Raw genomic sequence first — 26,312 nt, 5'->3', positions numbered from 1 at the left:
TCCGAAGAGGCCGTTTTTTATGATGCAAGAGCGTAAGCGCAGCTAATTAAGCAGCCTTACCACCGCGGGATGCAGCCTTGGCGGTCTTCTCGGCGCCGCTAACAGCAGCATCGGTCAGCTCGGTCACGATTTTCTTGGTGGTCTTGCTGGCGGTGTCGTAGGCGTTGGCAGCCGATTCAACCGCATTGCGCAGCACGCTAACCGCAGCGCCAGCACCAGCCGGAGCGGATTCAATGGCCTTGTCCAGCGACGAAACCAGGTTCTTGTTGAACGCCAGAACTTGCTCTTCCACCAGGGAGTTCAGCTCATGCTGAGTCGCGCTGGCGGTTTCAAACACGTTGCGAGCAACGGTCAGGCTCTTTTCAACAGCCGGTTGGGCCAGTTGACGTTGGAAAGCAACCAGGCCATTCACGTCCTTGACTTCAGACAGCGCCTTGGCGGTTTCAGCATTCTCAGCGATCAGATCGCGGGCGATGCCGAGTTGCAGGTTGATCAGACGCTCGACACCGGCCAGCGCAATATTGCTCAGGCGCAGCGATTTTTCGAGGTTGGATTGCTGAATTTCGGTGAACTGGTTAATGAACGACATGGTAGATCTCCTTTGTGCGTTGCAACATAAGACGCATTGTTGACACCCGAAGCAAGTGTGTCAAGCATTTTTTTGTGCGCCGCACAAAACACCACGATCTCTCCCAAACCCATGCATCAGAAACAACAAAGGCGACCGGGGGTCGCCTTGAATAACTGTGTGAAACAGCTGAACGATCAAGCCTTTACATCAATACTCTGGCCAAGATTGGAAGGATTATTGTATTGCGCCGGCGGCGGCACCGATTGCAACAGGGTTGCAGCGGTCTGCGCCTGCAGATCCAACGCCTTGCGCAACACCTGGGTGCCGGCAGCGGCCTGCACGCCCGTAGCACTGCTGGCTGCGTTGACGAGCGAACTAACTGAGTCCATAAGTACCTCCGAAGTACGACTGCAGCTTACGCGTCGGAAATTCATCAAACAAGTGGGCGCCGACACACGGGCAGCACCGAAACGCGGATGGTAAAATGCGTGGATGAAACAGCCCGCCTTTGTACATCTCCGCCTGCACTCCGAATTTTCCGTAACCGATGGCATCGTCCGTATCGATGATGCGGTCAAACGCGCCAAGACCCTCGGCCTTCCCGCCGTGCCGACCACCGACCTGATGAACCTGTTCGGCATGGTCAAGCTTTACAAGGTCTGCCGCAGCAACGGCCTCAAACCGATCATTGGCGTCGACGCCTGGGTCGAAAACGAGGAAGACCGCGACAAACCGCAACGCATTCTGCTGCTGGCCAAAAACCGCGATGGTTATGGCCGGCTCTGTGAACTCCTGACCAGCGCCTTTCGTACCAACCAGTACCGCGAACGCGCCGAGCTGAAAAAAGAATGGCTCAGCAACGGCAATAACGCCGGACTGATCTGCCTTTCGGGCGCGCATCTGGGCGAAATCGGCCAGGCATTGATCAACGGCAATTACGATGCTGCCCTGGCTGCGACGCGCTGGTGGTCCGCCCTCTTCCCTGGCAGCTTCTATCTGGAACTACAACGCGCCGGCAAGAACGAGCACGAGACTTCGGTACAAGGTCATCTCGATCTTGCCTCAGATCTTGATCTACCCGTCGTCGCCACCCACCCGATCCAGTTCATGGATGCGGACGACTTCAAAGCCCATGAAGCGCGTGTTTGCATTGCCGAAGGCTATGTCGTCGGCGATAAACGCCGCCCACGCACATTCACCGAAGAACAGTATTTCAAGACGCCAGATGAAATGGCCGCCCTCTTCGCCGACGTGCCGACCGCGCTCGAAAACAGCGTGCATATCGCAGAGCGCTGCAACGTCAGCGTCACGCTCGGCAAGAACTACCTGCCGGACTTCCCGACACCCGATGGCATGACGCTGGACGATTACCTCGTTCATCTGGCCAAGGAAGGCCTGGAACAACGGTTGGCGCTGCTCTATCCCGACGAAGCAAAGCGCGATGCCGAGCGCCCACGCTATCTGGAGCGGCTCAAGTTCGAGACCGATACCATCATTCAGATGGGCTTCCCCGGCTACTTCCTGATCGTGGCGGACTTTATCGTCTGGGCGAAGCACAACGGCTGCCCGGTCGGCCCGGGCCGGGGTTCCGGCGCAGGTTCACTCGTCGCCTACTCGCTCGGCATTACCGATATCGATCCGACCGCCTACGCCTTGCTGTTCGAGCGCTTCCTGAACCCGGAACGGGTATCGATGCCTGACTTCGATATCGACTTCTGCCAAGACAACCGTTGGCGCGTGATCGAATACGTGCGCGAGAAATATGGTGCCGAGGCCGTCAGCCAGATCGCTACCTTCGGCACCATGGCCGCCAAGGCCGTTGTGCGCGACGTCGGTCGCGTGCTCGATCTGCCTTATATGTTCTGTGATGGCATCTCCAAGCTAATCCCCGCCGCGCCGGGCAAGCAATACTCGCTCGACGATGCAGTGGAAATGGTGCCGGAACTGGCCGAGCGACTGGAGAAAGAAGACGAACTGAACGAGCTGTGGGGGCTGGCCAAGAAACTCGAAGGCCTCACACGGAATATCGGCATGCACGCTGGTGGCGTCTTGATCGCGCCCGGCCAGATCACCGACTTCTGCCCGGTTTATCAAGCCAGCGGCGCGGAATCATCGCCGGTCTCGATGCTGGATAAGGACGACGTCGAACAGATCGGTCTGGTGAAGTTCGACTTCTTGGGTCTGCGCAACCTGACGATTATCGAACTCGCGCTGCAGTACATCGAAAAGCAGACCGGTCAGAAACTCGACCTGATGAGCTTGGGCTTCGAGGACCAAGCCGCCTATCAAGTCTTCCGCGACGCCAACACCACCGCCGTCTTCCAGGTCGAGTCGGACGGCATGAAGCGGCTGCTGGAAAAACTGCAGCCCGACCGTTTCGAAGACATCATCGCTGTGCTGGCGCTCTACCGACCAGGCCCGCTTGGCTCAGGCATGGTGGATTCCTTCATCAACCGTAAAAAGGGCATCGAGCAGCCCGACTACTTCCACCCCGATCTGGAGCGATGCCTGGAGCCGACCTACGGCGTCATCGTGTACCAGGAACAGGTGATGCAGATTTCGCAGATCATCGGCGGCTATACGCTCGGTGGCGCGGATATGTTGCGCCGCGCCATGGGTAAGAAGAAAGCCGAGGAAATGGCGGAGCATCGCGGCAAGATCGCGCAAGGTGCGGCCGAAAAAGGCTACGACCCCAAGCTCGCGGAAATGCTGTTCGACTTGATGGCGAAGTTCGCCGAGTACGGCTTCAACAAGTCGCACACCGCCGCCTACGCGGTCGTCTCCTACCATACCGCGTGGCTCAAGGCCCACTTTCCGGCTGCCTTCATGGCCGCCACCATGTCGTCCGAACTGGACAACACCGATCAGCTCAAGGTGTTCTACGACGATTGCGTCGACATCAACAAACTGAAAATCCTCGCGCCGGACGTGAACGAAAGCTTCTATCGCTTCGTACCGGTCGGCAAACGCGAGATTCGCTACGCGCTTGGCGCGGTCAAGGGCGTGGGCGAAGGCGCGGTCGAGATGATCGTGCGCGAGCGCACCGAGAATGGCCCGTTCAAGGACCTGTTCGACTTCTGCCGCCGTACCGACAAGAAGGAAGTCAACAAACGCGTGATTGAAGCATTGATCCGCGCAGGCGCGTTCGACGCGATTACCAATCACCGCGCCCAGTTGCTCGCTAATGTCGAACAAGCCATGCAGTTGGCGGAAACCGAAGCGGCCAACGTCAACCAAGGCTCGCTGTTTGATGTGTTCGATGCCGCATCCGTGCCGAGCGTGGCGGAAATCGAAGTACCGCGTTGGGACGACAAGATCACGCTGGCCGAGGAAAAAACCGCTGTCGGTTTCTACCTGTCCGGCCACCCGTTCGACGCCCACGCCAAGGGTATTCGCGGCTTCATCAAGACCCGCCTCGACCAATTGCAGCCGCGCAAGGAAATGCAGTATCTGGCCGGCATCGTGACGGCAATTCGCATCAAAGTGAACGATCGTGGCCGCATGGCGTTTGTGCAGATCGACGATGGCCGCGGCAAGATCGAGGTGTCGTTGTTCTCCGAAGTGCTCGAAGAAAATCGCGCCAAGCTCAAGGACGACGCTCTGCTGATCATTGCCGGCAAAGTTTCCGAGGACCGCTTCAACGGCGGGGTGCGCATCGTTGCCGATGCGGTGATGGATGTGGCCGAAGCGCGCAGCCAGTTCGCCCGCGCCCTCACCTTGCAGATCAATGGCAACGCCGATGTAGGCAAGTTGAAAGCCACCATCGCGAATAATGCGGGCGGCGTATGCCCGGTCGAGATCGATTACCAAGGTGGTGGTGCACGGTGTCTGGTGCAATTGGGGATCGACTGGCGGGTAACGCTGCGCGAGGAAATGATCGCGGAATTGCGCGGCTGGCTGGGAGATCAGGCGGTATCCGTCCGATTCTGAACTAGGCTGAAAGGGCTGGCCTATGGATATTTTCCATAGGCATTTGTCTCATCCGGCAAATCCCTGACTTGCTTGCTTGCTGACTGAAGTCCAGCATTCATCGACTACATCGACCACTGCATAGAGCTCCACCATGGATGAAGAACTCAAAAAGAAAGCCCTCGAATATCACCGCTACCCCCGCCCCGGCAAGATTCAGGTCTCCCCGACCAAAGGGCTTTCCAGCCAGCGTGAACTGGCCCTTGCTTACTCTCCTGGTGTCGCTTATGCGTGCACCGCCATCGTCGAAGACCCCGCCGAAGCCCGCAACCTGACCGCCCGTGGCAACCTCGTTGCCGTGATTACCAACGGCACCGCCGTGCTGGGCCTGGGCGACATCGGCCCGCTCGCCGGCAAGCCGGTCATGGAAGGCAAAGGCGTCCTGTTCAAGAAATTCGCCGGCATCGATGTGTTCGACATCGAGCTGGAACAAAAAGACCCGGACAAGCTGATCGAAGCCATCGCAGCGATGGAACCCACCTTCGGCGGCATCAACCTCGAAGACATCAAAGCGCCCGAGTGCTTCTACATCGAGAAGAAGCTGCGCGAGCGGATGAAAATCCCCGTTTTCCATGACGATCAGCACGGCACCGCCATCATCGTCGGCGCCGCCGTGAAAAACGGTCTGCGTTACGTCGGCAAAGATATCGGCCAAGTCAAACTGGTCGCCAGTGGTGCCGGCGCAGCAGCGATTGCCTGCCTTGATCTGCTCGTCTCGCTGGGCGTCAACCCGGAAAACATCCTGGTCTGTGACTCCAAGGGCGTGATCCACACCGAGCGCACCGGCCTGGATGAAACCAAGCAGCGCTACGCACGCAATACCCCGCACCGCACCGTGCAGGAAGCGTTGGTCGGCGCGGATATCTTCCTCGGCCTCTCTGGTGCAGGTCTCGTCACCGGCGAGATGGTCCAGAAGATGCAAGCGAACCCGCTGATTCTTGCGCTGGCCAACCCGGACCCGGAAATCACTCCGCCGGATGCTCGCGCCGCCCGCGCCGATGCCATCGTTTGCACCGGCCGTTCTGACTACCCGAATCAAGTCAACAACGTCTTGTGCTTCCCGTTCATGTTCCGCGGTGCGCTCGATGTCGGCGCCACCGCGATCACCGAGAGCATGAAGATCGCTGCGGTCGATGCCATCGCCGAGCTGGCTCACGCCGAACAATCGGATGTCGTTGCCGATACCTACGTCGGCCAGAATCTGACCTTCGGCCCGGACTACCTGATTCCGAAACCGTTCGACCCGCGCCTGATCGTCAAGATCGCCCCGGCTGTGGCCAAGGCAGCGATGGATGCTGGCGTGGCAACACGTCCGATCGAAGACTTCGGCGCCTACATCGAAGACCTGACTCAGTTCGTCTACAAATCCAACCTGTTCATGCGTCCGGTGTTCTCTGCTGCGCGCAAGGCCAAGAAGCGCGTCGTCTACTGTGAAGGCGAAGAATTCCGCGTGCTGCATGCCGTGCAGGAAGTGGTCGACATGGGCCTGTGCAAACCGATCCTGATCGGCCGCCCGGCCGTTATCCAGAGCCGGATCGAGAAACTCGGCCTGCGCATCAAGGAAGGCGTGGATATCGAGGTCTGCAACCCGGAAAACGACCCGCGCTACCGCGAATACTGGACGCACTACTATCAGTTGATGATGCGTCGTGGTGTCTCTGAAGAACTGGCGCGTGCCGAGATCCGCACCAAGACCACGCTGATCGGCGCGATCATGGTCCAGCGTGGCGAAGCCGATGCGCTGATTTGCGGCACACACGGCCAGTATCACCGCCACCATTGGTATATCCAGAACGTGCTCGGTCAGCCCGGCAAGACCACTGCGGCAATGAATGCGCTGCTGCTGCCGACCGGCAACATCTTCATCACCGACACCTACGTGAATCAGGACCCGTGCCCGGAACAGCTGGCCGAAATCACCTTGATGGCCGCCGAGACCGTGCGCAAGTTCGGCATCCAGCCCAAGGTGGCGTTGCTGAGCCACTCCAGCTTCGGCAGCGTGGACAGTCCGTCCGCCCGCAAAATGCAGGCCACGCTGGAACTGGTGCGCAAAGCCGCGCCGGATCTGGAAGTCGACGGCGAAATGCATGGCGATGCCGCGCTTTCGGAATCGTTGCGCCAACAGGTCTTGCCGGAATCGACACTAAAAGGCGAAGCCAATCTGCTGATCATGCCGAATCTGGACGCCGCCAACATCTCGTTCAATCTGCTGAAGATGACCGCTGGCGATGGCGTGACCATTGGCCCGATCCTGCTGGGCATTACCGCACCGGCCCACATCCTGACGCCAACGGCATCGGTACGCCGTATCGTCAACATGTCGGCCTTGGCATCGGTTGAAGCCGCTACACTGAAGGACTAAGCACGTGAGCTAGACAGAAAGCGGGCGATTGCCCGCTTTCTTGTTTTAGCGGTAGTACATCGCGAAGCACTACACTAGCCAACCGTCAAAGGAGCTTTGCCATGGCCGACACCCCAAATGATCCGTTCGCTTTTTTCAGCCAGTTCATGAAAGCCGGCACTGGCGCGCCCAACCCCTTCATGCCGCCGCTCACTGAAGAAGAAATCGAGCGCAAGATCGTAGAACTGAAAACCATCGAGCAATGGCTGCAAATGCAAGTCGGCATGTTGCAAATGACAGTGCAAACGCTGGAGCTGCAGCGTGCTGGGCTCGCGGCCTTCAAACAAGGTCTGGAACCCAAGCATCCGAGCGGAGACGCCTGATTTGATTCGCCGTTTTTTCAGCTTTTTCAGCCATGTCCTACCAGCCTTGGGCTTCGCGTTTCCCGCCGGCTGCGCTACGCCACCAAGCACCACGCCGTATTCGCAATCAGCCGAACCCAAGTACGTCACGGTGGGCTGGAACGAACTGCCGACGATCAGCAATGCCGATTGGCTCGCCGGCTTCAACGCCTGGAAAAACGGCTGCGGCGTACTTGCAAAGCAAACCCGCTGGAGCGCAGTTTGCACCGATGCCAAAGCCTTGCCGCAAGATGCCGCCAAGGTTCGCGCCTTCATGCAAAGCCGGCTCACGCCCATCTCCTTGCGCAATCCAGATGGTGGCGACCAGGGACTGATTACTGGCTATTACGAACCGGTCTACCCCGGCTCACTCACCCGCACCGCCAAAGCAAATGTTCCTGCCTATGGCGTACCTGCCGACCTGATCACCGTACAGCTGGATAGCCTCTACCCGGAACTCAAAGGCAAGCGTATCCGCGGCAAACTGGAAGGCAAGAAACTCGTTCCCTATCCCGCCGCCAACGATATCGCCGAGAGCGGCTTAAGCGCGCCAGTGCTGGCCTGGCTGGAAGACCCGATGGACCTGCAGTTCCTGCAAGTCCAGGGCTCTGGCCGGGTAAAACTGGACGATGGCCGAGAGATTCGCTTGGGCTATGCCGACCAGAACGGCCACCCCTACAGCGCCATCGGCAAATGGCTGATCGCACAAGGCGAGCTGAAGGCTGAAGACGTCAGCATGCAGAGCATTCGCGCCTGGGCGGTGGCGCACCCGCAACGCACGCCAGAATTGCTCGCCAGCAACCCAAGTTACGTGTTTTTCCGCCCCTTGCCCGCCAGTAACGACGGCCCGCCCGGCTCGCTCGGTGTACCGCTGACCCCCGGCTACAGCTTGGCAGTGGATGTGAAACATGTGCCACCGGGCAGCCCGCTACTCATCGCGACCACCACACCGGATGGCGCGGCGTTGACACGCGTTGCTGCAGCGCAAGACACAGGTGATGCCATCACCGGCCAAGTCCGTGCCGACTTCTTCTTTGGCAAAGGCGACGCCGCCGGCGCACTCGCAGGCAAGATGAAACAACGCGGAAAACTGTGGCTGCTGTGGCCAAAAGGTGAAGCGCTACCCGCGCTCTAGGGGCGAATTGTCGGATTTCCTCAGCCGCACGCACTTATTTGCTGGGGCGCGGTTGACCGATCTTCGCCAATTCGGCAAGAATAGGCCCACATTTCACCGACACGAATTTTCCGCAATCATGGCATTTCACTCCAACGAAATCTGGCTCGAATGGCGATGGCGTCGCTGGTAACCCTTCCAGCAGACCCCCTTTCCGCTTTGACCACGTTTCATTGGAGTCACCATGATCTCGCGCGACGAATTCGCCGCTCTGGCACAACAGGGCTATAACCGCATTCCGCTGATCCTTGAGCTGTTTGCCGACCTCGATACCCCTCTTTCCGTTTACCTGAAGCTCGCCAATCAACCGTATTCCTATTTGTTGGAATCCGTTGTTGGCGGTGAGCGCTTCGGGCGCTACTCCTTCATCGGCCTGCCGGCACGTACCCGCCTCAAGGTGGTCGGCCAACACACCGAAGTCATTCAAGACGATCAAGTCATCGAACGCAGCGACGCCAATCCGCTCGACTTCATCGCAGCCTTCCAGTCCCGTTTCAAAGCCCCGCCCAACACCGGCCTGCCGCGCTTTCTCGGTGGACTGGTTGGTTACTTCGGCTACGAAACCATTGGTTATATCGAGAAAAAACTCGCCCACAGCAACAAGCCCGATCCGATCGGTGCACCGGATATCCAGCTGCTGCTGTCCGAAGAAATCGTCGTTGTCGACAACCTCTCCGGCAAGCTCTACCTCGTGGTCTACGCCGACCCGAACACGCCGAATGCATACAACACGGCGGAAGAGCGCCTATTCGAACTGCGCTTGAAGCTGCGTGAACCCGCGCGCCTCCCGCTGCAGGGCCCGGCCAAGGAAGTTGGCACTGCCGTCTCGGAATTCGGCGAACAGCCATTCAAGGATGGTGTACTGAAGATCAAGGACTACATCCGCGATGGCGATGTAATGCAGGTGGTGCTGTCGCAACGGATGACCGTGCCATTTGCCGAATCGCCGCTGTCGCTCTATCGCTCGCTGCGCAGCATCAACCCGTCGCCGTACATGTTCTTCTATCATTTCGGCGACATGCACATCGTGGGGGCTTCACCGGAAATCCTGGTCCGGCTCGAAGGCGAAACCGTCACCGTACGCCCGATCGCCGGCACCCGTCCGCGTGGCAAAACCCGCGAGCAGGATGAAGCATTGGCCGAAGAACTACTGGCCGATGCCAAGGAGATCGCCGAACACGTCATGCTGATCGATCTCGGCCGCAACGATGCCGGCCGTGTGGCACAGACTGGCTCGGTGAAGCTCGTGGACAAGATGGTCATCGAGCGTTACTCGCACGTGATGCACATCGTTTCCAGCGTCGAAGGGCAGCTGAAACAAGGCCAAAGCGCCATTGATGTCCTCAAGGCGACTTTCCCGGCCGGCACTGTCTCCGGCGCGCCCAAAGTCCGGGCAATGGAAATCATCAACGAGCTAGAACCCACCAAGCGCGGCGTCTACGCGGGTGCGGTTGGCTATCTCGGCTTCAATGGCGACATGGATGTGGCGATTGCCTTGCGCACCGCCGTCGTCAAGAACAACACCCTGTATATGCAAGCAGGCGCCGGCATCGTTGCTGACTCTGTCCCCGAAAGCGAATGGCAGGAAACGTTGAACAAGGCCCGCGCCGTGCTGCGCGCCGCCGAGCTGGTTCAACACGGACTGGATGCTTGAGCTGACCGGCTCCGCCCCTGACTGGATACAAGGAATACTGCCATGCTGCTGATGATCGATAACTTTGATTCGTTTACTTATAACCTCGTCCAATACTTCGGCGAACTTGGCCAGGACGTGCACGTGTATCGCAACGACGAAATCACGCTGGAAGAAATCGAGGCGCTGAAACCCAAGTACCTCGTGGTTTCCCCCGGCCCATGCTCGCCGACCGAAGCAGGCATTTCGGTGCCAGCCATCAAGCATTTCGCCGGCAAGCTGCCGATTCTGGGTGTCTGCCTCGGCCACCAATCCATCGGCCAAGCGTTCGGCGGCAAGATCATTCACGCGCAAACGCTGATGCACGGCAAGGTTTCGCCGATCGAGCACACCGGCAAAGGCGTGTTCAAGGATCTGCCCTCGCCCTTCACCGTGACACGCTATCACTCGCTCGCGATCGAGCGTGCCACGTGCCCGGATTGCCTCGAAGTGACCGCCTGGACTGCCGACGGCGAAATCATGGGTGTGCGGCACAAGACCCTGCCCATCGAGGGTGTGCAATTCCACCCGGAATCGATCCTGACCGAGCACGGCCACCAGATGCTCGATAACTTCCTCAAAGAATTCGCCTGATAGCGGCCTGATCCCGCATCGGCGTCGGCAACCCGGCCCCATGCGGCGAGCATGCCAGGAGCAAAGCCATGATCACCATTCAAGCAGCCCTCAACCGGCTGATCGACAGCAACGAGCTGTTTTACGACGAGATGTTGCATCTGATGCGGCAAATCATGTCCGGCGAACTCACGCCGGTACAAATCTCCGCCCTGCTGATGGGCCTGCGCACAAAGGTCGAAAGCGTGTCGGAAATCGCCGCCGCCGCCGCCGTGATGCGCGAGTTCGCCACCAAGGTCGAGGTCAAGGATCGCACCAACCTGGTTGATATCGTCGGCACCGGCGGCGACAACGCCCACACCTTCAATATCTCGACCTGTTCAACCTTCGTGGCCGCCGCGGCCGGCGTGAGCGTCGCCAAGCACGGTGGGCGTTCGGTATCGTCCTCGAGCGGCTCGGCCGACGTGATCGAAGCGCTCGGCATCAATCTGAACCTGACCCCGGAGCAAGTAGGCCAATGTATCGACGAACTCGGCTTGGGTTTCATGTTCGCGCCGAACCATCACCCGGCGATGAAATACGTCGCCCCGATCCGCCGTGAATTGGGCGTACGCACCATTTTCAATATCCTCGGCCCGCTGACAAATCCGGCCGGTGCAGAAAATCAGTTGATGGGCGTATTCCATCCGGACCTCGTCGGCATCCAGGCGCGCGTGTTGCGGCAACTGGGCAGCAAACACGTCATGGTCGTGCACGGCAAGGATGGTCTGGACGAGATCAGCCTGATGGATAAAACGCTGGTGGCAGAACTGAAAGACGGCCAGATCAACGAGTACGAGATCGACCCGCGTGATTTCGGTTTCGAATTCTGTGACGTGAAGGCGCTGCATGCGGCCGACGTGTCACAGTCAAAGGCAATCATCGATCGCATCCTTGCCGGCGAAACTGGTCCCTGTCGCGATATCGTGCTGCTCAACGCCGGCGCGGCCATCTACGCCGCCAACAAGGCGGTGAGTTTTGAGGATGGCATCAATGCCGCCCACGAAGCACTGACCAGCGGCGCGGCACGCGCCAAGCTCGATGCGCTGATCAATCTCACCCAATCATTCGGGAAATGAATATATGTCCGACATCCTGAAAAAGATCTGGGCGACCAAGCGCGAAGAAGTGGCCGCCGCCTGCAAAGTTATTCCATTAGCCGAAATCCGCGCCCAAGCCGAAGCCAACGCTGACCATCGCGATTTTGTCGGCGCCATCCGCGCCAAGCACGCCCAAGGGCTACCGGGCATCATTGCCGAGATCAAGAAAGCTAGCCCGTCCAAGGGCGTGATCCGCGCCGACTTCCAGCCCGCCGAGCACGCTGCCGACTACGCGGCGAACGGCGCGGCTTGCTTGTCTGTGCTGACCGATGTGCAGTACTTTCAAGGTCACGAGTCCTACCTGAAAGCCGCACGTGCCGCTTGCGCCCTGCCGGTACTGCGCAAGGATTTCATGGTCGATGAATATCAGCTGTTCGAGGCTCGCGCCTGGGGGGCGGACTGCATTCTGCTGATCGCGGCAGAACTCTCGCTCGCTGAAATGAAAGACTTCGAAGCCATCGCCGATGCGCTGGGGATGGCCGTGTTGGTGGAAGTGCATAACGGCGAGGAACTCGATACTGCGCTGGAACTGAAAACCCCGCTGGTGGGCATCAACAACCGTAACCTGCGTACCTTCGAAGTCACCCTTGATACCACGCTGGGTCTGCTGCCCCGGATCCCTGCTGATCGGATCGTTGTCACCGAGAGCGGGATCCTCGCGAGCGAGGATGTCGCATTAATGCAACAAAACAACATTCACTCTTACCTGGTGGGTGAGGCATTTATGCGACAGTTATCACCCGGAACCGCACTAAAAACGCTGTTTTCTTCTGTTTACACCAACTTCTAATCACTATTTACTCTAAAAAAATACCCTCTTAGTCCTAAGCGTCCTTGTAAATCCAATTGTAATATTCCATACACATTGTGTGCTTACACTTTGGGTCGGCATACAAGGAGGGCGATTGCCATGTCAAGTTGTGGCAAACGACCGCTTGTTATCAACCCGGTCAACCCGGAATGATAACCCTGATGGCATAGACCATTGGTTTCCAGATTCGTGGTCAGTGAGCCTGACCATGACTGCTTTTGACGCTTAGGAGAAATTCAAATGAAAAAACTGATCGCTGCCGCGATTAGCGCCGCCTTTGTTGCACCGGTGGCTTTTGCCGATGTGACCATCTACGGTTCCATCCGCTACTCCCTCGATTACAACAACTACGGCAACAACCCGTATGGCGCCACACCGAATAACAAGGCAACGGGTTGGGATCAAAGCTCCCGCATCGGCTTCAAGGGCGTCGACAAGTGGGATGACTCCAGCTTCGCTACCATTTGGCAAGTTGAAAGCGCTCAAGGCGCCAAAGACGCAAACGGCAACAAGTCCTTGGGCGGCACAAACTGGGGCACGCGGAACAACTTCATCGGTGTACAAAGCAATAACTACGGCACGCTACGTGTAGGTAACTATGACAGCGCGTACAAAACGCTGCTGACCTCCAGCAATCTGTCGTCCATTTTCGATAACTTTGCAGATGATGGCGACTTCAAGGGCAACAAGGCTGTCTTTGCCCAGCTGAACGCTCGCCTGAACTCCAGCTTCAGCTATGACTCGCCGGTATTTAGCGGCTTCCAGGTACGCACAACGTATGGCCAGGATACTGCGACAACGATTGGCAAGGGTGCGCCAATTGTGGGGGTATCCGGCCTTTATACGAACGGCGGCCTGGTCTTGGGTTTGACTGATCAATATGCCCGCAATCGTACGTTCTCCAACGTCGCAGGCATCACCGATGCAACCAACAATGTCGGCACCAACGTCACTTCGGGCGCCTCGGTCAATGGCACCGAAGTCGCAGTGGGCTACAAATTCGACGTTGCCCAGATCGGCGCAGGCTGGGAACACATTAGCGACAAACGCCCAACCGGCACCTTCACATGGAACAACTATGTGGTAACCGGCAACTATAACTTCAGCCCGAAACTGCAAGCACAAGGTCTGTACGGCTACAGCCGTAAATACCTGGGTGTGGATGGTCAGAACGGTCAACAAGGCACCTTGGGTCTGGTGTACTTCACCACCAAGCAAACCCGCCTGTACACCTACCTCGTTCACCTGAAGAACGATGCCGCCAAGGGCGGTGCTTCGTTCCAGAACAACTCGGGTTCCCTGGTTGCTCTGCCGGGCGAAACATCCAACCAGTTCTCGGTTGGCATGCGCACCGATTTCTAATCGGCTGTTGCAGAAAGGAAAAAACCGGGCTAATGCCCGGTTTTTTCTTTGGTGGAAAATCCATGATCGATCCACCCTTCGCAAGAGCGCCCTGCCGCCTCCGTGGCATCAGCCCCTTTCCTAGGTGCCAAGGCCACGCTGAACGTCGGCAATCAATCCACCCCATTGCGCCCGCTGGGATTGCCGATAAATCCGCAAACTACCATACCAAGGCGAATCCACCCGCTCGTTCTGCCAACGCCAATCCGCATCAAACCGGCTCATCAGCCACACTGGCCTGCCGAGTCCGCCAGCAAGATGCGCAATGGATGTGCAGACGGTCAGTACCAGATCGAGCTGTGAAATCAGCGCCGCCGTATCGGCAAAATCGCCATCAGGCAGTTTGCGCAAGGGCGCATCAGCCTCGACACCATATTGCAGACTGAACCAGGCAACACCGGGCGTATGCCAAAACGGGGCCAGCTCATCAAACGGAATGCTGCGCCAGCGGTTATCCGCCTGAGCCGGGCTGCCTGTCCAAGCCAAGCCGACCTTCAAACCGTTGACCGACAACGCAGATGACTCACCCGCTAGCAGATAAGGACGACCGTCCAACGATGCTTCCGTGATACCCAACAACGCACCGAGCGACATCATCGGGATGAAGTGGCTGAATCCCGTCTCATCCTCGGCCCGTGCCAAAAACGCGATATCTGGAAAACTGGCCTGAAACAAGCGCAGCAGCGACGACGGGCACACCATCGCAACCCGACCAAAACGCTCACGCAGCTGCGGCAGAAAGCGTGCGAACTGGATCAGATCACCCAAGCCTTGCTCCGGGTACACCAGCAAGGCCGCCGAGCGGTGAACGACTTCGCCACGCCAGCGCAGCAGTCTGCTCTTCGGCAATGGGCGGCCCAGCGCCTCGAAGCGCATTTCGTAGCCCTGCCAGCCCTCGTGCCAATTGCCTTCCTGCAAATCCAGCGTTCCGAGCACATAGCGCGACAAGGCAAAATCCGGCTTCAGATTCAACGCTTGGCAATATGCCGCTCTGGCATCCGCCCACTGTCCGGCGGCGCGATAGACATTGCCCAAATCATGCCAGGCGGCTGGCCGTGGTGATGCTTTGGCGGTCTTTTGTAAAGTCGCCACCGCCTCTTCCAGCCGGTTTTGCTGCAGCAGCATATTGCCCAGTCCGTGCGCAGCCTCCTGGTGGTCTGGATTCGCCAATAACGCTTGGCGATACTGCGCTTCGGCGGCCGACCAATCCTGATGGTCTTTCAGCAGATTCCCAAGATTGAAGCGAGCCGGCGCATGGTGAGGGTCGCGCCGCAGCAGTTGCTCCAGCTGATCGCGGGCCGCGTCGTCGTTGCCCATTTTGCGCAGCACATTCGCCAGATTGAGCCGTGCCGCCGAATGGCGCGGTGCCAGCTCAAGCGACCGCGACAACGCCGCTTGTGCCGCCGGCCAATCGGACTGGCGCGCCAGCGTCAGGCCGAGATCGGCATGGACGCCGGCATCTTTCGGCGCAGCCTTGACGGCATGGCGCAGCAGCGCCACCGCTTCGTCCAGCCGTCCGGCTCGAGCAGCAGCGATCCCTTGGCCGTGCCAATCCATATCAGCGCTTGAGCAAGCCGGCCAGTGCGGCGGCCATCGCGCCTTGCGGCTCTGGCTGCTTCTGCACTGCGCGTTGTTGATTACGGCTGGCTGGTGCCTTGCTGCCCGTATCCGCACCGGCGTTATCCCGTGCTGAATCGGTCAGACGCATGGTCAGCGCGATCCGTTTGCGCTTGATGTCCACTTCAAGCACTTTCACCTTCACCACGTCGCCGGCCTTCACCACTTCACGCGGGTCTTTGACGAAGCGGTTCGACAAGGCCGAGATATGCACGAGGCCATCCTGATGCACGCCAATATCGACGAACGCGCCGAAGTTGGTCACGTTGGTCACCACGCCTTCCAGCACCATGTCCAGTTGCAGGTCTTTGAGGTCTTCCACCCCGTCGGCAAAGCTGGCGGTCTTGAATTCCGGGCGGGGATCGCGACCGGGTTTTTCCAGTTCGGCGAGGATGTCTTTCACGGTGGGCACGCCGAATTTCTCATCGGTGAATTCAGCCGGGTTCAACTTTTTCAGGAAACCGGCATCGCCAATCAGCGCTTTCACGTCCTTCTGCACCTTGGCGATAATCTTCTCGACCACCGGGTACGCTTCCGGGTGCACGGCCGAAGCATCGAGCGGATTGCGGCCATTCATCACACGCAAAAAGCCCGCGGCCAACTCATAGGTCTTGTCGCCCAGGCGTGGCACCTTGAGTAAGGCGGCACGGTCGGCAAATGCGCCGTTGGCATCGCGGAATTGCACGATATTGCTGGCCAGCGTGCTGGTCAGGCCAGACACCCGCGCCAGCAACGCAGCGGATGCGGTGTTCACATCCACGCCGACCGCGTTCACGCAGTCCTCGACCACCGCATCGAGCGAACGCGCCAGTTCACCCTGATTCACATCGTGTTGATACTGGCCGACGCCAATCGATTTCGGATCGATCTTCACTAGCTCAGCCAGTGGGTCTTGCAGGCGACGGGCAATCGACACCGCGCCACGGATGCTCACATCCAGATCGGGGAATTCGCGGGCAGCAAGTTCGGATGCCGAATACACCGATGCCCCGGCTTCAGAGACAACCAGTTTGGTCAGTTTCAGCTCGGCATATTTCTTCATCAGTTCGGCAGCCAGCTTGTCCGTCTCGCGACTGGCAGTGCCGTTGCCGATGGCGATCAATTCGACCTTATGCTTGGCCGCCAATGCCGCCAGGATGGCAATCGAGCGATCCCAATCGTCACGCGGGGCATGCGGATAGATCGTCGCGGTATCGACCAGTTTGCCGGTGGCATCGACCACCGCCACCTTCACGCCGGTGCGCAGGCCGGGATCGAGTCCCATCGTTGCCTTCGGGCCGGCCGGTGCCGCCAGCAGCAGGTCTTTGAGGTTGCTGGCAAACACCTTGATCGCATCCAGTTCGGCTTTTTCGCGCAACTGGCTCACCAGTTCGGTTTCCAGGCTCAGGAAGATTTTGGCGCGCCAGGTCAGGCGCACGGTATCGGCCAGCCATTTGTCGGCGGCACGGCCTTGGTGCTCGATGCCGAAACGCTTGGCGATCTTCATTTCGCAGACATTCGGGCCGGTCGACTTGGCATCGGCCTCCAGATCTTCCGGCAGCGCCAGCGTGAAGGTCAGCACGCCCTCGTTGCGGCCACGCAGCACTGCCAGAATCCGGTGCGACGGCATCGCCGCCAGCGGCTCGTGATATTCGAAATAGTCGCTGAACTTGGCGCCCTCTTCCGCCTTGCCCTCGACCACGCCGGTTTTCACGCTGGCGTTCTTGGCGAGGTATTCACGCAGGTTGCCCAGCAGCTCGGCATCTTCACCGAACTGTTCCATCAGGATGGCGCGGGCACCGTCGAGCGCGGCCTTGGTATCTGCCACCTGCTCATTCAGATAGCCACCGGCTTGCGCTTCCGGGTTGAGCGTCGGATCGGCCAGCAGCATGTCCGCCAACGGTTGCAGGCCAGCTTCGCGGGCGATCTGGGCACGGGTGCGGCGCTTTTGCTTGTACGGCAAATAAAGGTCTTCGAGCCGCTGTTTGTTATCGGCATCGAGCAAGGCGGCCTGCAAATCCGGCGTGAGCTTGCCTTGTTCCTGCACGCTGGCGATCACCGCCGTGCGGCGCTCTTCCAGCTCGCGCAGATAACGCAGACGCTCTTCCAGATTGCGCAATTGCGTGTCGTCCAGCCCACCGGTGACTTCCTTGCGATAGCGGGAGATGAAGGGAACGGTGGCGCCTTCATCCAGCAGCTGGATGGCCGCATCGACCTGGGCGGCGCGGCAGTTGATTTCGGTGGCAATGCGTTGGGAGATCGGGGGCAGCATGGTGTTGTTCCGTTTTACTGTTCTTTCGCGGCGATGAAGGTCAGCAATTGCAACACGGCCAGCGCCGGCAAGCGGGTGTTGTCAGCCACGCTCCACAGGGTGATGCTGCGGCCATCGGCTGACTGGCGCAGACGGCTCACCCAGACTTTGTCGCCACCGACGGCATCCTGGCTGGCGGCGATGCCGGATTCACCGGAAGCCTGTAGCACGAATACGCGCTCGGCCGCTTTGAGGGCTGCCAATACCGCATCACGGTCCACCGGCTGGGCAAAGCGCACGGTCAGGCTGGCGCCGTGGCCAAAGAAATGCGGGGTGCGAGTGCAGGTGACGTCGATGGTGCAATCGGATGGCAGCTGCTTTTGCAGCAAGGCGATGGCGGCGGTTTCCTCGGCGGTGATGCCGGCATCATCCAGCGGGCCGAAGCCGCCGAGGATGTTGTAGGCAATCCGCTTCGGGTAAACGGCGGTTTCATGTTCGGTTTGCGCGAACAAGGAACGCGTCTGGCCGGATAGCACGTCGATGCCGGCCTGGCCTTCGGTCGAGACCGAGAGCAAACCAGTGGCCGTGACCTGCGTCACCGTGCCCAGTTCGGCCAGCGGGGAAACCAGCGTGGCGAGTTGTTGCGCAAACGGATCAGGCAGCGACAGCACATGACCATGCGCCAACTTGCCACCCGGAGAAGTCAGGCCGGTGAGATCGATCACGATCAGGCCGGCATCGGCCGCTTCGTTCAACACCGCTGCAACGTCGGGCTGGCAGTTCACCAACACGCGGGTCTGCGACCAATCGAAGCCGACGACGGCAAACTCAGGCACGTCTTCGCCACGGAATTCAATCAGGCCTTCTTCTTCGGCAGTGGTCAGTGGAAACAAGGCGGACAAACGCAAAGTGCTGTCGGAAATCACGTCCAGCAGTGCCTGGCCAAGCGAGGATGAAGCGCCCAATAAGGCGAGCGAGAGATGGGCCATGGCGATAACTCCAAAAATGAAAACAGGGCGCGGCGGGCGCCCTGAAAGGATGAGGGATTGTACCGGATCGGCGGAAATGACGAGCATTTGTGCGCGAGGTGGTCAGGCCCCGCGCCGCGCCCTACTTATGCGCCGCCTCGCTCAGGATTTTTTGCCGCGTGGTATCGATGACCCGCTGCAGCTCGCCGGTCTTGCGCATGCTATTCAGCGACTTGTCGAACGCAGCTGCAATGGCGGCCCCATCGGCCAGTTTCTTCGAGATCACCACGTGCAGCGGTGCACTCCAGTAGGCCTGATCCGGGCAGGTCAGCTTGCTGCGCTCTTCCGGCGTCAGCGTATGGCTCATCAGATAGGGGCCGACTTCGGCATCGATGGGAAACAGGTCGATCCGGCCGAGGGCAAGCTTATGCAGATTGGCCTCATCGCTCTGGGCGACGTCCGGTTTCAGCGTGCCGGCATGCACCAACGCATCGAATTCATCCGAATAGAAATTGCCGAGCGTGGTGCCAACCCGGTAGTGGGCGACGTCCGTCAGCGTTTGCCACGGGTGATTCAGCCCCTTTTGTTGGCAGAACACCATGCGCAGCGCCATCACCGGCTCGGTGAAGTAAAGGTCTCGTTCCCGCTCTGACGTTTTCGCCCAGCCAAAACTGCCATCGACCAGACCCCGGCGTGGCGCTTCGATGGCGCGGTTGTTCGGCGTGGGTTGCAACACCACGAGGTAGCCGGCGTGGTGGAACACCGCCACCACCGCGCTAGTCATCAAGCCCTTGTCGGGCAGCGACTCACCCATGAAGGGCGGATATTCCTGCAAGGTGAGCGTAATGGTCGGCTCCGCGCGGACAATGCCGGTCAATAGCAGGATCAGCACGGTGATATATCGCATTCTTCATCCTTCATTTGCATCGTCTCTGCTGACTGTCTCTGGCCATGCGCAACCATCGAAATGCTCAGCGCATGTTTGTTTCATAGCGCTTTTAAGCGCGGTATGGCGGAGAGATTAGCTGGAGCAGCCGGCCTACCGGCACGAACGGTTTGGGTGCCGGCAATCAACGACAGCACGCGGTAAGCACGCCGAAAAGCGCGGCGGATTGTACCGGATCGATCGCGAACGGCTTCAGGTCGACGCGTTCTATCAGTCAGGCGTGACAATGGTTTTTTGTGCAAAGGATGGCCAGCGGACCGCCCGCTCGCCCATCCATTCACCAGATGGCAACGGTTCGGACACCACCTCGCCGCCTGCATCCAGACAAGCTTGGAGCCACGAATCAGGGACCAACGCGCGCAGGTTGTACCACCCCAAAGCGCCCGCCTGCTGCTGCAAGGCGCGCAATAGCGGCACCGGCAACCCGTTGTTCGGCCGCCCATGCAGTTCAGCATTCCCGCCCGGAACCAGTCGCCCCAGTGCTAGCACCTCACCCGCATGATCGAACATCGCCAAGGCCGGGGGAGCGATGCAAGGCACCGGACTATGGGGTGTAACGCCAGTCGGTGGCTGCAGCCTTGCCGCCAGCGCATCGGCTACCTTCGTCCCGACCGGGTAGCACACCGCGTTCGTTGTCGGAGCAAGAATCCGCACCTCGGTCCCGGCATCGACCAGCTCGAACAACGCCGCCACATCGGCGTTGCGCATGCGGATGCAGCCATGCGAGGCCGGCTCGCCCATTGGTTCCGAATCGGGTGTGCCGTGGATGTAGATATAGCGATGCATCGAATCCACGCCGCCCAGCCGGTTGAACCCTGGCTGCATGCCGCTCAGCCACAGAATACGGGTGAGAATCCAGTCTCGATCCGGGTTGGCGGCAGCCAGCTCGGGCGTATGCACTTCACCGGTCGGCCGGCGGCCACGAAATACCGCGTTGAGCGGCATGCCGGCCCCGATCTTGGCGCGGATCACATGCCGGCCACGGGGCGTCTGGTAGCTGCCGGACAATTCGCCAACGCCATTCCTGGCAGTGGATACCGTGTATTCGCGCTGCAGTTCGCCCGCCGCATTGAACAGGCGCAGGCGTTGCTGAGGAATATCGACTTCGATGCGATTGCGGGAAGATTTCATCGTTTTATCTTGCCATTCCGGCCCTGCCGTTTCAAACCAGCGCTTCGGCGCGGCCAAACAAAACGGGGCGACCAGCGCCCCGTTTTGTCTACTGCTACGGCTGTTTACCGCGTGATCATTACTGCTTGATCAGGTTGTCGTAAATCGTGGAAACCAGTTCGCTATCCGGCGTATCGCCCGACAATTCCCAGGCCATGATGCCGCCCAGTTTCTGCTTCTTCACGAAATCGATCTTGTCCTTGATCAGCTGTACGTCGTCGTAAACCCAGATTTCATTGCCATCGAGCTTCCACACGGCGCGGGTTTTCTCATCGCGGAACACCTTGCCCGGCTTGGCCTTCACATCGGCGTAGCTGGCGGTGCCCGTTTCATAAGTGCCCTTGGCGGACGACTTGGCGGTCTGATACAGGCCGTTGCCGTCGGTGCTGTTCAAAATCCAGCCATAGCCGTAGAACGGCACGCCCAGCACGATCTTCTGCGATGGCACGCCACGGCTCAGGTATTCCTTCACCGATGCATCGATGGAAACGCGGTCTTTCGGGCCACCGTACAGCGTGGAGTGCGGCGCAGCCAACTTGTCCCACGGGCCGGAGAAGTCGTACGTCATCAGGTTGATCCAGTTGAGCGACAAGGGAATCTTGTCCAGCTCGATCAGATCCGTCTTGGACGACGGGGCCGGTGCAGCGATGGTCAGCAGGTAACCCGGCTTGACGGCATCGAGCTGTTTGCGGAACTCGGCCAGTAGCGCGGTGTAGTTCTGGGTATCTTCCGGGCGGACGATATTGCCGTCGTTACCCGGTGCGGCCGGGTATTCCCAGTCGATATCGAAGCCGTCGAACACGCCAGCGGCCAAGCCATCGATGACCTTGCCATTTTTGTTCGGCACATTGCCCTTGATGTAGGCCTCGACGCACGATTTGACGAAGGCTTCGCGATTGGCCGGCAAAGCAGCATCAGAGAAATACTTGGACCAGGTCCAACCACCCAGGCTGATCACGACCTTGAGGTTCGGGTATTTCTTCTTCAGCTGCTTGAGCTGGTTCCAATGGCCATATAGACCGTTATCGCCCTTGTCTGCCTGACCATCGAGCGTATTGGCGGTCGGGATCGGGTCCCAATAGTCGTCCGCTGCTGCGCCTACGCCGGCCTTATCCACGCCGACGACGCATTTCTTGCCATCTACATTGCCGAATGCGTATTCAAGCACGGTGATTTTCTTGGCGGCACCGCTGGTGTCGAGATTCTTCACCCAGAAGCCATGGCCCTTGCCCCAAGCGGTGAAATACATCACCGATTGCGGGGTTTGCGGCGCAGGAGCACCGCCAGTCACCGGGGTGACCTTCGCAGCTGCTGCAGCCGGTGCGCTACCACCCAAACTGGTCAGGACCAGATTCTTGAGGTAAACGTCCTTGCCCTTGCCCTTGGCGCTATCCCATTGTTCCCACGTCACATGGAAATCGAATTTGCCGGTGAATTCGAATTCATAGTGATTCCACTTGCCATTGTCGGACAGTCGATTCGGGAAACCGGAATTAGCCGTACCGGCAATCCAGTATTCTTTATTGCCGGGATAGCCAATATGAATCCCCAGCGTACCGCCGCAATTGAATGAACACGTACCGAGGTAATCGAATGCAATCTTGTATTTGCCGGCCGGGAAAGTCTGTTTGGTGAAGATATCGCCGCTATTCACCGGCTGATCGAACCGCGCCGCCTTTGTACCTGGAACGAGCGGGTCGTCGACGATGCTGACGTGCATCGGCACTGAGCCATCGCCGCCTTGCCCCACCCACGAGCCAAGGTCTTTATCGAAATTGTCCTGGAACACAACGCTTTCAGCGCGTGCGCCAGCCGTAAACCCGGCCGCGACCAACATCAGCGGCAACAGCAGCTTCCTCATTGCTTGTTCTCCTTATCCCTAGGTGAAAACACTTATAAGTGCCTCGCGCGGCTAGTGTACTACTTCATTGGCATACGCCAAGCACCGCCCTACGGAGTGTGAGGAAAATCAGACAGCTTGCTGCTTACGCACCTTTTCAGCATCGCGCCGTTCCCGAAAAAACTGCTTGAGCATCTCGCTCGCTTCGGCCTGCAGCAGCCCGCCCACCACCTCGGTGTGATGGTTAAGACGACGATCCGGGAAAGGATTGATCACGCTGCCGGCCGCGCCGGTCTTGGGATCTTCGGCAGCGAAGACGATGCGCTGCAACCGTGCATGCAACATCGCGCCAACGCACATCAGACAAGGCTCCAGCGTGATGTACATCGTACTGCCCGGCAGGCGGTAGTTCTCTAGCCGGCGTGCGGCCTGGCGTAGCGCCATCATCTCGGCATGGGCGGATGGATCATGGCGAACGATCGGCTGATTGTGCCCACGGCCGACAATCTCGCCGTGTTTGACGATCACCGCGCCGACCGGCACCTCACCCTTGGCCCAAGCTTTCTTTGCCTCGGCCAACGCAGCGCGCATGAAGCGCTCATCGTCGGGGGTCCAGACTGGAATTGGCTCAGAGACCATTTTTGAACCAGTTTAAAATCTCGCTAATCACCTGTTCAAAGCGCGGCAGCCTTTGGCCTCCCCCTTTATGAAGGGGGATGGAGGGGGATTTCGACGTCATTGCGAGTTGAGATGCCGCAGAAATCCCCCCTGGCCCCCCTTCAAAAAGGGGGGAACGGCAACCAATACGTTGCCGGGATAGACTTTGAGCAGAGTCAAAATGCCTTTGCTCAAACATACCCAAGCAACTCCGCCGCATGCTTGCGGGTCGTTTCGGTGATATCGACCCCGCCCAGCATGCGGGCAATCTCATCAATGCGCTCTTCGATGCTCAGGCTGCGCACTGCGCTGATGATGCCGGAGCCGGTCTTGGCCTTGCTCACCTGCAGATGCTGGCGACCTTGCGCCGCCACTTGTGGCAAGTGGGTAATGCACAGCACTTGGCGAGCATCACCCAACTGCGCCAGCAGACGGCCGACGATCTCCGCCACGCGGCCCCCGATGCCGACATCCACTTCATCGAACACCAGCGTCGCAACACCTGCACGGCTGGAGACGATCACCTGCAGCGCCAGACTGATCCGGGACAACTCACCACCCGACACAATTTTGCCCAAGGCGCGCGCCGGTGCCTCGCCATGTGCCACGCGGAAATCGACGCCTTCCAATCCATGCGCAGACGGCTCACACGCTTCCAGCACGATCTCCAGCTTCGAATCGGCCAAGGCCAGCGGCTTCATTTCTCGCGTCACCGCCGCAGCCAGCTCGGGCGCGGCGCGGCGGCGGGCTTTGGACAGCGCTCCGGCCTGTTTGCGATAACTGGCTTCGGCGGCAACCACAGCCTGCTCCAGCTTGCGCAGCCCTTCGCTGCCACCCAGTTCGGCCAGCCGGAATTGCCATGCGGTCAATTCAGCGACCAGCTGCTCCGGCTCGACCCGATACTTGCGGGCAATGCGCCACACGGCATCCATCCGCGTCTCGACATCCTGCAAACGGGCCGGGTCCAGCTCCAAATGATCGGCATAGCGGCGCAAGGCATTCACCGCTTCGGTCAACTGCGCATCGACCCCCGCCAACAGTTCGAGCGACTCATCCAGCGCCACATCGTAGCCGGCCAATTCACCCACGCGATGCTGCGCTTGCGACAACCAGCCCTGGCAGTTCTCGTCTCCGTCCGCGAGCACGCCGATCGCCATCTGCACGCCCTCGATCAGGCTGGCAGCGTGATGCAGGCGCTTGTGCTCAGCCTGCAGTTCTTCCCACTCGGATTCGGCCAGACTCAGTGCCGCGACCTCGTCGATTTGCCACTGCAGGCGCTCGCGCTCGGCATCGAACGCAGCGGCGTTACGGCGGGAGTCGTCCAGTTGCTCGGCGAGTTGATGCCAGTGGCGGAAGGCTGCCGCCACATCGCCAGCGAGTTGCCCGGCTGCGGCATAGCCATCCAGCACCTCGCGTTGCGTATCCGGCCGCAGCAGCAATTGATGCGCATGCTGGCCGTGGATATCAACCAGCATCTCGCCCAATGTTTTCAACTGCGCCAAGGTCGCTGGCGCGCCATTGATGAACGCCTTGGTCTTACCCGCGCTATCGAGCGTACGACGCAGCAATAAGCGATCCGCCTCGTCGCCGGTCATGTCGTTTTCAGCCAGCCACTCACCAGCGGCTGGGGTTCCATCCAGATCAAACCCTGCCGCCAGCTCAGCCCGATCCGTACCATGCCGGAGCATGCCGGCATCGGCCCGGTCACCCAGCAACAGACCGAGCGCATCCAGCACGATGGATTTACCGGCACCGGTCTCGCCGGTAAGCACGGTCAAACCGGAGGTGAAATCAAGTTCGAGTTCATCGACGATGACGAAATTTTTTAAGCGGAGGGAAATCAACATAGGCTGATCTTCAAAGCAGTTTCTGCCCCCAATGCAACTTCGCCCGGAGCATGTCGTAATAGTTATATCCAACCGGATGCAGAATCCGCAGCGTATTGCGATAACGGCGAATCAATACCCGATCCATTTCCTTCAATTCGTAATCGGATTGATTGTCGAAATAAACACGCGAATCGCTGGAACGGGTCAACAGAAATTCAACTTCAGACGTATCGTTGACCACAATTGGCCGGTTCGACAGCGATTGCGGGCAAATTGGCACCAGCGCCAAAGCCGGCAAACTTGGATGCAAGATCGGGCCGCCAGATGCCAGCGAATAAGCGGTCGAGCCGGTGGGCGTGGAGACGATCAGACCGTCCGAGCGTTGGCTGTAAACGAATTGGCCGTCGATGAAGATTTCGAACTCGATCATCGAGCCGGCCGAGCCGCGGCTGAATACCACATCGTTGAACGCCAGCGCCGGGCCGTATTCCTCTTCGCCGCGCCGGATCACCGTTTCAAGCAAGATGCGTTCTTCTGGCACGAATGCACCGCAGAGCATTTCCTTGACCACGCGCTCCATGTCATCCAGCGAGATATCGGTCATGAAGCCGAGCCGGCCCTGATTGATACCGATCAGCGGAATCTGGTGCGGCGCCAGCATCCGCGCCACCCCCAGCATCGTGCCATCGCCGCCCATCACGATCGCCAGATCGGCTTGATTGCCGATCAACTCACGGGCGACGGTGGTGTGGTTTTCGATACCGTGTTCGGCCGCTGCCGACGCTTCTATCAACACCTTGATGCCGCAGCCTTCCAGCGCGGCGGCCAGTTGCTTCAACGGTTCGCCGATGGCAGGCGAATTGTGGCGGGCCACCAGCGCAATCGTCTTGAACAAGCTTTGCATGATCGTTTCTCGGACCGGGTCCAGCGTTGGATGGCGAATTTAACCATAGCGCGGCGACATTGCGGGAGTTGCCGATATCGTTCACTACAACCCGCCCTA

At 59.3% G+C, this 26,312-nt stretch carries 20 protein-coding genes; 9 read left to right on the top strand and 11 right to left on the bottom strand.

Annotated elements, in window-relative coordinates; all coding sequences use genetic code 11:
- Positions 1 to 46: 46 nt before the first annotated feature.
- Both BR41_RS11920 and BR41_RS11915 read right to left on the bottom strand, forming a co-directional pair.
- Positions 47 to 589 carry a phasin family protein gene (locus BR41_RS11920; RefSeq protein WP_035056757.1) on the bottom strand — a complete coding sequence of 181 codons (543 nt, stop codon included), beginning with the start codon at positions 587 to 589 and terminating at the stop codon, positions 47 to 49.
- Between the two features lie 176 nt (positions 590 to 765).
- Entirely contained in the window at positions 766 to 960 is a 195-nt protein-coding gene (locus BR41_RS11915; protein ID WP_035056754.1) for a YjfB family protein, read from the bottom strand.
- 103 nt (positions 961 to 1,063) lie between these two features.
- On the opposite strand from BR41_RS11915, the gene dnaE reads away from it, so the two are divergent.
- The 9 genes from dnaE (at position 1,064) to BR41_RS11870 (ending at position 14,013) form a co-directional block, all read left to right on the top strand.
- A complete protein-coding gene (dnaE, locus tag BR41_RS11910) occupies positions 1,064 to 4,501 on the top strand; it encodes a DNA polymerase III subunit alpha (RefSeq protein ID WP_035056751.1) in 3,438 nt (1,145 codons plus the stop codon).
- Between the two features lie 133 nt (positions 4,502 to 4,634).
- Complete coding sequence (locus tag BR41_RS11905) at positions 4,635 to 6,902, top strand: NADP-dependent malic enzyme (RefSeq protein ID WP_035056748.1); 2,268 nt, start codon at positions 4,635 to 4,637, stop codon at positions 6,900 to 6,902.
- Between the two features lie 101 nt (positions 6,903 to 7,003).
- Positions 7,004 to 7,264 carry a PhaM family polyhydroxyalkanoate granule multifunctional regulatory protein gene (locus BR41_RS11900; RefSeq protein WP_035056745.1) on the top strand — a complete coding sequence of 87 codons (261 nt, stop codon included), beginning with the start codon at positions 7,004 to 7,006 and terminating at the stop codon, positions 7,262 to 7,264.
- A gap of 1 nt (position 7,265) precedes the next feature.
- Complete coding sequence (gene mltA / locus BR41_RS11895; protein ID WP_035056743.1) at positions 7,266 to 8,417, top strand: murein transglycosylase A; 1,152 nt, start codon at positions 7,266 to 7,268, stop codon at positions 8,415 to 8,417.
- Between the two features lie 223 nt (positions 8,418 to 8,640).
- Entirely contained in the window at positions 8,641 to 10,110 is a 1,470-nt protein-coding gene (gene trpE, locus BR41_RS11890) for an anthranilate synthase component I (RefSeq protein WP_035056740.1), read from the top strand.
- Between the two features lie 42 nt (positions 10,111 to 10,152).
- The gene (locus tag BR41_RS11885; RefSeq protein WP_035056737.1) at positions 10,153 to 10,722 is read left to right on the top strand and encodes an aminodeoxychorismate/anthranilate synthase component II; all 570 of its coding nucleotides are present in this window, start codon (positions 10,153 to 10,155) and stop codon (positions 10,720 to 10,722) included.
- Positions 10,723 to 10,790: 68 nt separating this feature from the next.
- Entirely contained in the window at positions 10,791 to 11,819 is a 1,029-nt protein-coding gene (gene trpD / locus BR41_RS11880) for an anthranilate phosphoribosyltransferase (protein ID WP_035056734.1), read from the top strand.
- Between the two features lie 4 nt (positions 11,820 to 11,823).
- Entirely contained in the window at positions 11,824 to 12,630 is an 807-nt protein-coding gene (gene trpC, locus BR41_RS11875) for an indole-3-glycerol phosphate synthase TrpC (RefSeq protein WP_035056732.1), read from the top strand.
- 261 nt (positions 12,631 to 12,891) lie between these two features.
- Positions 12,892 to 14,013, top strand: coding sequence for a porin (locus BR41_RS11870; protein ID WP_035056731.1), 1,122 nt, complete (start codon positions 12,892 to 12,894; stop codon positions 14,011 to 14,013).
- Positions 14,014 to 14,133: 120 nt separating this feature from the next.
- On the opposite strand, the gene BR41_RS11865 is transcribed toward BR41_RS11870, so the two are convergent.
- From BR41_RS11865 to BR41_RS11825, 9 genes are all read right to left on the bottom strand, one after another.
- Complete coding sequence (locus tag BR41_RS11865; RefSeq protein ID WP_035056729.1) at positions 14,134 to 15,609, bottom strand: tetratricopeptide repeat protein; 1,476 nt, start codon at positions 15,607 to 15,609, stop codon at positions 14,134 to 14,136.
- Between the two features lies 1 nt (position 15,610).
- Positions 15,611 to 17,920 (bottom strand): Tex family protein, encoded by a 2,310-nt coding sequence (locus BR41_RS11860; RefSeq protein WP_035056726.1) that lies wholly within the window; start codon positions 17,918 to 17,920, stop codon positions 15,611 to 15,613.
- 14 nt (positions 17,921 to 17,934) lie between these two features.
- Positions 17,935 to 18,888: an Asd/ArgC dimerization domain-containing protein gene (locus BR41_RS11855; RefSeq protein ID WP_035056724.1), complete on the bottom strand. Its 954-nt coding sequence runs from the start codon at positions 18,886 to 18,888 to the stop codon at positions 17,935 to 17,937.
- 121 nt (positions 18,889 to 19,009) lie between these two features.
- Positions 19,010 to 19,774 carry a substrate-binding periplasmic protein gene (locus tag BR41_RS11850; protein ID WP_035056721.1) on the bottom strand — a complete coding sequence of 255 codons (765 nt, stop codon included), beginning with the start codon at positions 19,772 to 19,774 and terminating at the stop codon, positions 19,010 to 19,012.
- A gap of 249 nt (positions 19,775 to 20,023) precedes the next feature.
- The gene (locus BR41_RS23620) at positions 20,024 to 20,944 is read right to left on the bottom strand and encodes a L,D-transpeptidase (RefSeq protein ID WP_084187124.1); all 921 of its coding nucleotides are present in this window, start codon (positions 20,942 to 20,944) and stop codon (positions 20,024 to 20,026) included.
- Positions 20,945 to 21,062: 118 nt separating this feature from the next.
- Positions 21,063 to 22,844 carry a glycoside hydrolase family 18 protein gene (locus BR41_RS11840; protein ID WP_051710790.1) on the bottom strand — a complete coding sequence of 594 codons (1,782 nt, stop codon included), beginning with the start codon at positions 22,842 to 22,844 and terminating at the stop codon, positions 21,063 to 21,065.
- Between the two features lie 108 nt (positions 22,845 to 22,952).
- On the bottom strand, positions 22,953 to 23,462 hold the full coding sequence (gene tadA / locus BR41_RS11835; RefSeq protein WP_035056719.1) for a tRNA adenosine(34) deaminase TadA: 510 nt from the start codon (positions 23,460 to 23,462) through the stop codon (positions 22,953 to 22,955).
- Positions 23,463 to 23,671: 209 nt separating this feature from the next.
- Positions 23,672 to 25,327 carry a DNA repair protein RecN gene (gene recN, locus BR41_RS11830; protein ID WP_035056716.1) on the bottom strand — a complete coding sequence of 552 codons (1,656 nt, stop codon included), beginning with the start codon at positions 25,325 to 25,327 and terminating at the stop codon, positions 23,672 to 23,674.
- A 10-nt stretch (positions 25,328 to 25,337) separates the two neighbouring features.
- A complete protein-coding gene (locus BR41_RS11825) occupies positions 25,338 to 26,213 on the bottom strand; it encodes an NAD kinase (protein WP_035056714.1) in 876 nt (291 codons plus the stop codon).
- Positions 26,214 to 26,312 lie beyond the last annotated feature (99 nt).

The sequence above is a fragment of the Andreprevotia chitinilytica DSM 18519 genome (genome assembly GCF_000711875.1).
Taxonomy (GTDB): domain Bacteria; phylum Pseudomonadota; class Gammaproteobacteria; order Burkholderiales; family Chitinibacteraceae; genus Andreprevotia; species Andreprevotia chitinilytica.
This window is presented reverse-complemented; position numbering and strand designations above follow the sequence as displayed.

Bases quoted from the DNA above. Each gene is read 5' to 3' on its own strand.
- trpD (WP_035056734.1), top strand. From the start codon at position 10,791: ATGATCACCATTCAAGCAGCCCTCAACCGGCTGATCGACAGCAACGAG.
- BR41_RS11860 (WP_035056726.1), bottom strand. From the start codon at position 17,920: ATGCTGCCCCCGATCTCCCAACGCATTGCCACCGAAATCAACTGCCGC.
- BR41_RS11900 (WP_035056745.1), top strand. From the start codon at position 7,004: ATGGCCGACACCCCAAATGATCCGTTCGCTTTTTTCAGCCAGTTCATG.
- BR41_RS11905 (WP_035056748.1), top strand. From the start codon at position 4,635: ATGGATGAAGAACTCAAAAAGAAAGCCCTCGAATATCACCGCTACCCC.
- BR41_RS11855 (WP_035056724.1), bottom strand. From the start codon at position 18,888: ATGGCCCATCTCTCGCTCGCCTTATTGGGCGCTTCATCCTCGCTTGGC.
- BR41_RS11865 (WP_035056729.1), bottom strand. From the start codon at position 15,609: ATGGATTGGCACGGCCAAGGGATCGCTGCTGCTCGAGCCGGACGGCTG.
- BR41_RS11825 (WP_035056714.1), bottom strand. From the start codon at position 26,213: ATGCAAAGCTTGTTCAAGACGATTGCGCTGGTGGCCCGCCACAATTCG.
- BR41_RS11920 (WP_035056757.1), bottom strand. From the start codon at position 589: ATGTCGTTCATTAACCAGTTCACCGAAATTCAGCAATCCAACCTCGAA.
- tadA (WP_035056719.1), bottom strand. From the start codon at position 23,462: ATGGTCTCTGAGCCAATTCCAGTCTGGACCCCCGACGATGAGCGCTTC.
- BR41_RS11840 (WP_051710790.1), bottom strand. From the start codon at position 22,844: ATGAGGAAGCTGCTGTTGCCGCTGATGTTGGTCGCGGCCGGGTTTACG.
- trpE (WP_035056740.1), top strand. From the start codon at position 8,641: ATGATCTCGCGCGACGAATTCGCCGCTCTGGCACAACAGGGCTATAAC.
- BR41_RS11850 (WP_035056721.1), bottom strand. From the start codon at position 19,774: ATGCGATATATCACCGTGCTGATCCTGCTATTGACCGGCATTGTCCGC.
- trpC (WP_035056732.1), top strand. From the start codon at position 11,824: ATGTCCGACATCCTGAAAAAGATCTGGGCGACCAAGCGCGAAGAAGTG.
- recN (WP_035056716.1), bottom strand. From the start codon at position 25,327: ATGTTGATTTCCCTCCGCTTAAAAAATTTCGTCATCGTCGATGAACTC.
- BR41_RS11870 (WP_035056731.1), top strand. From the start codon at position 12,892: ATGAAAAAACTGATCGCTGCCGCGATTAGCGCCGCCTTTGTTGCACCG.
- BR41_RS11885 (WP_035056737.1), top strand. From the start codon at position 10,153: ATGCTGCTGATGATCGATAACTTTGATTCGTTTACTTATAACCTCGTC.
- BR41_RS23620 (WP_084187124.1), bottom strand. From the start codon at position 20,944: ATGAAATCTTCCCGCAATCGCATCGAAGTCGATATTCCTCAGCAACGC.
- BR41_RS11915 (WP_035056754.1), bottom strand. From the start codon at position 960: ATGGACTCAGTTAGTTCGCTCGTCAACGCAGCCAGCAGTGCTACGGGC.
- dnaE (WP_035056751.1), top strand. From the start codon at position 1,064: ATGAAACAGCCCGCCTTTGTACATCTCCGCCTGCACTCCGAATTTTCC.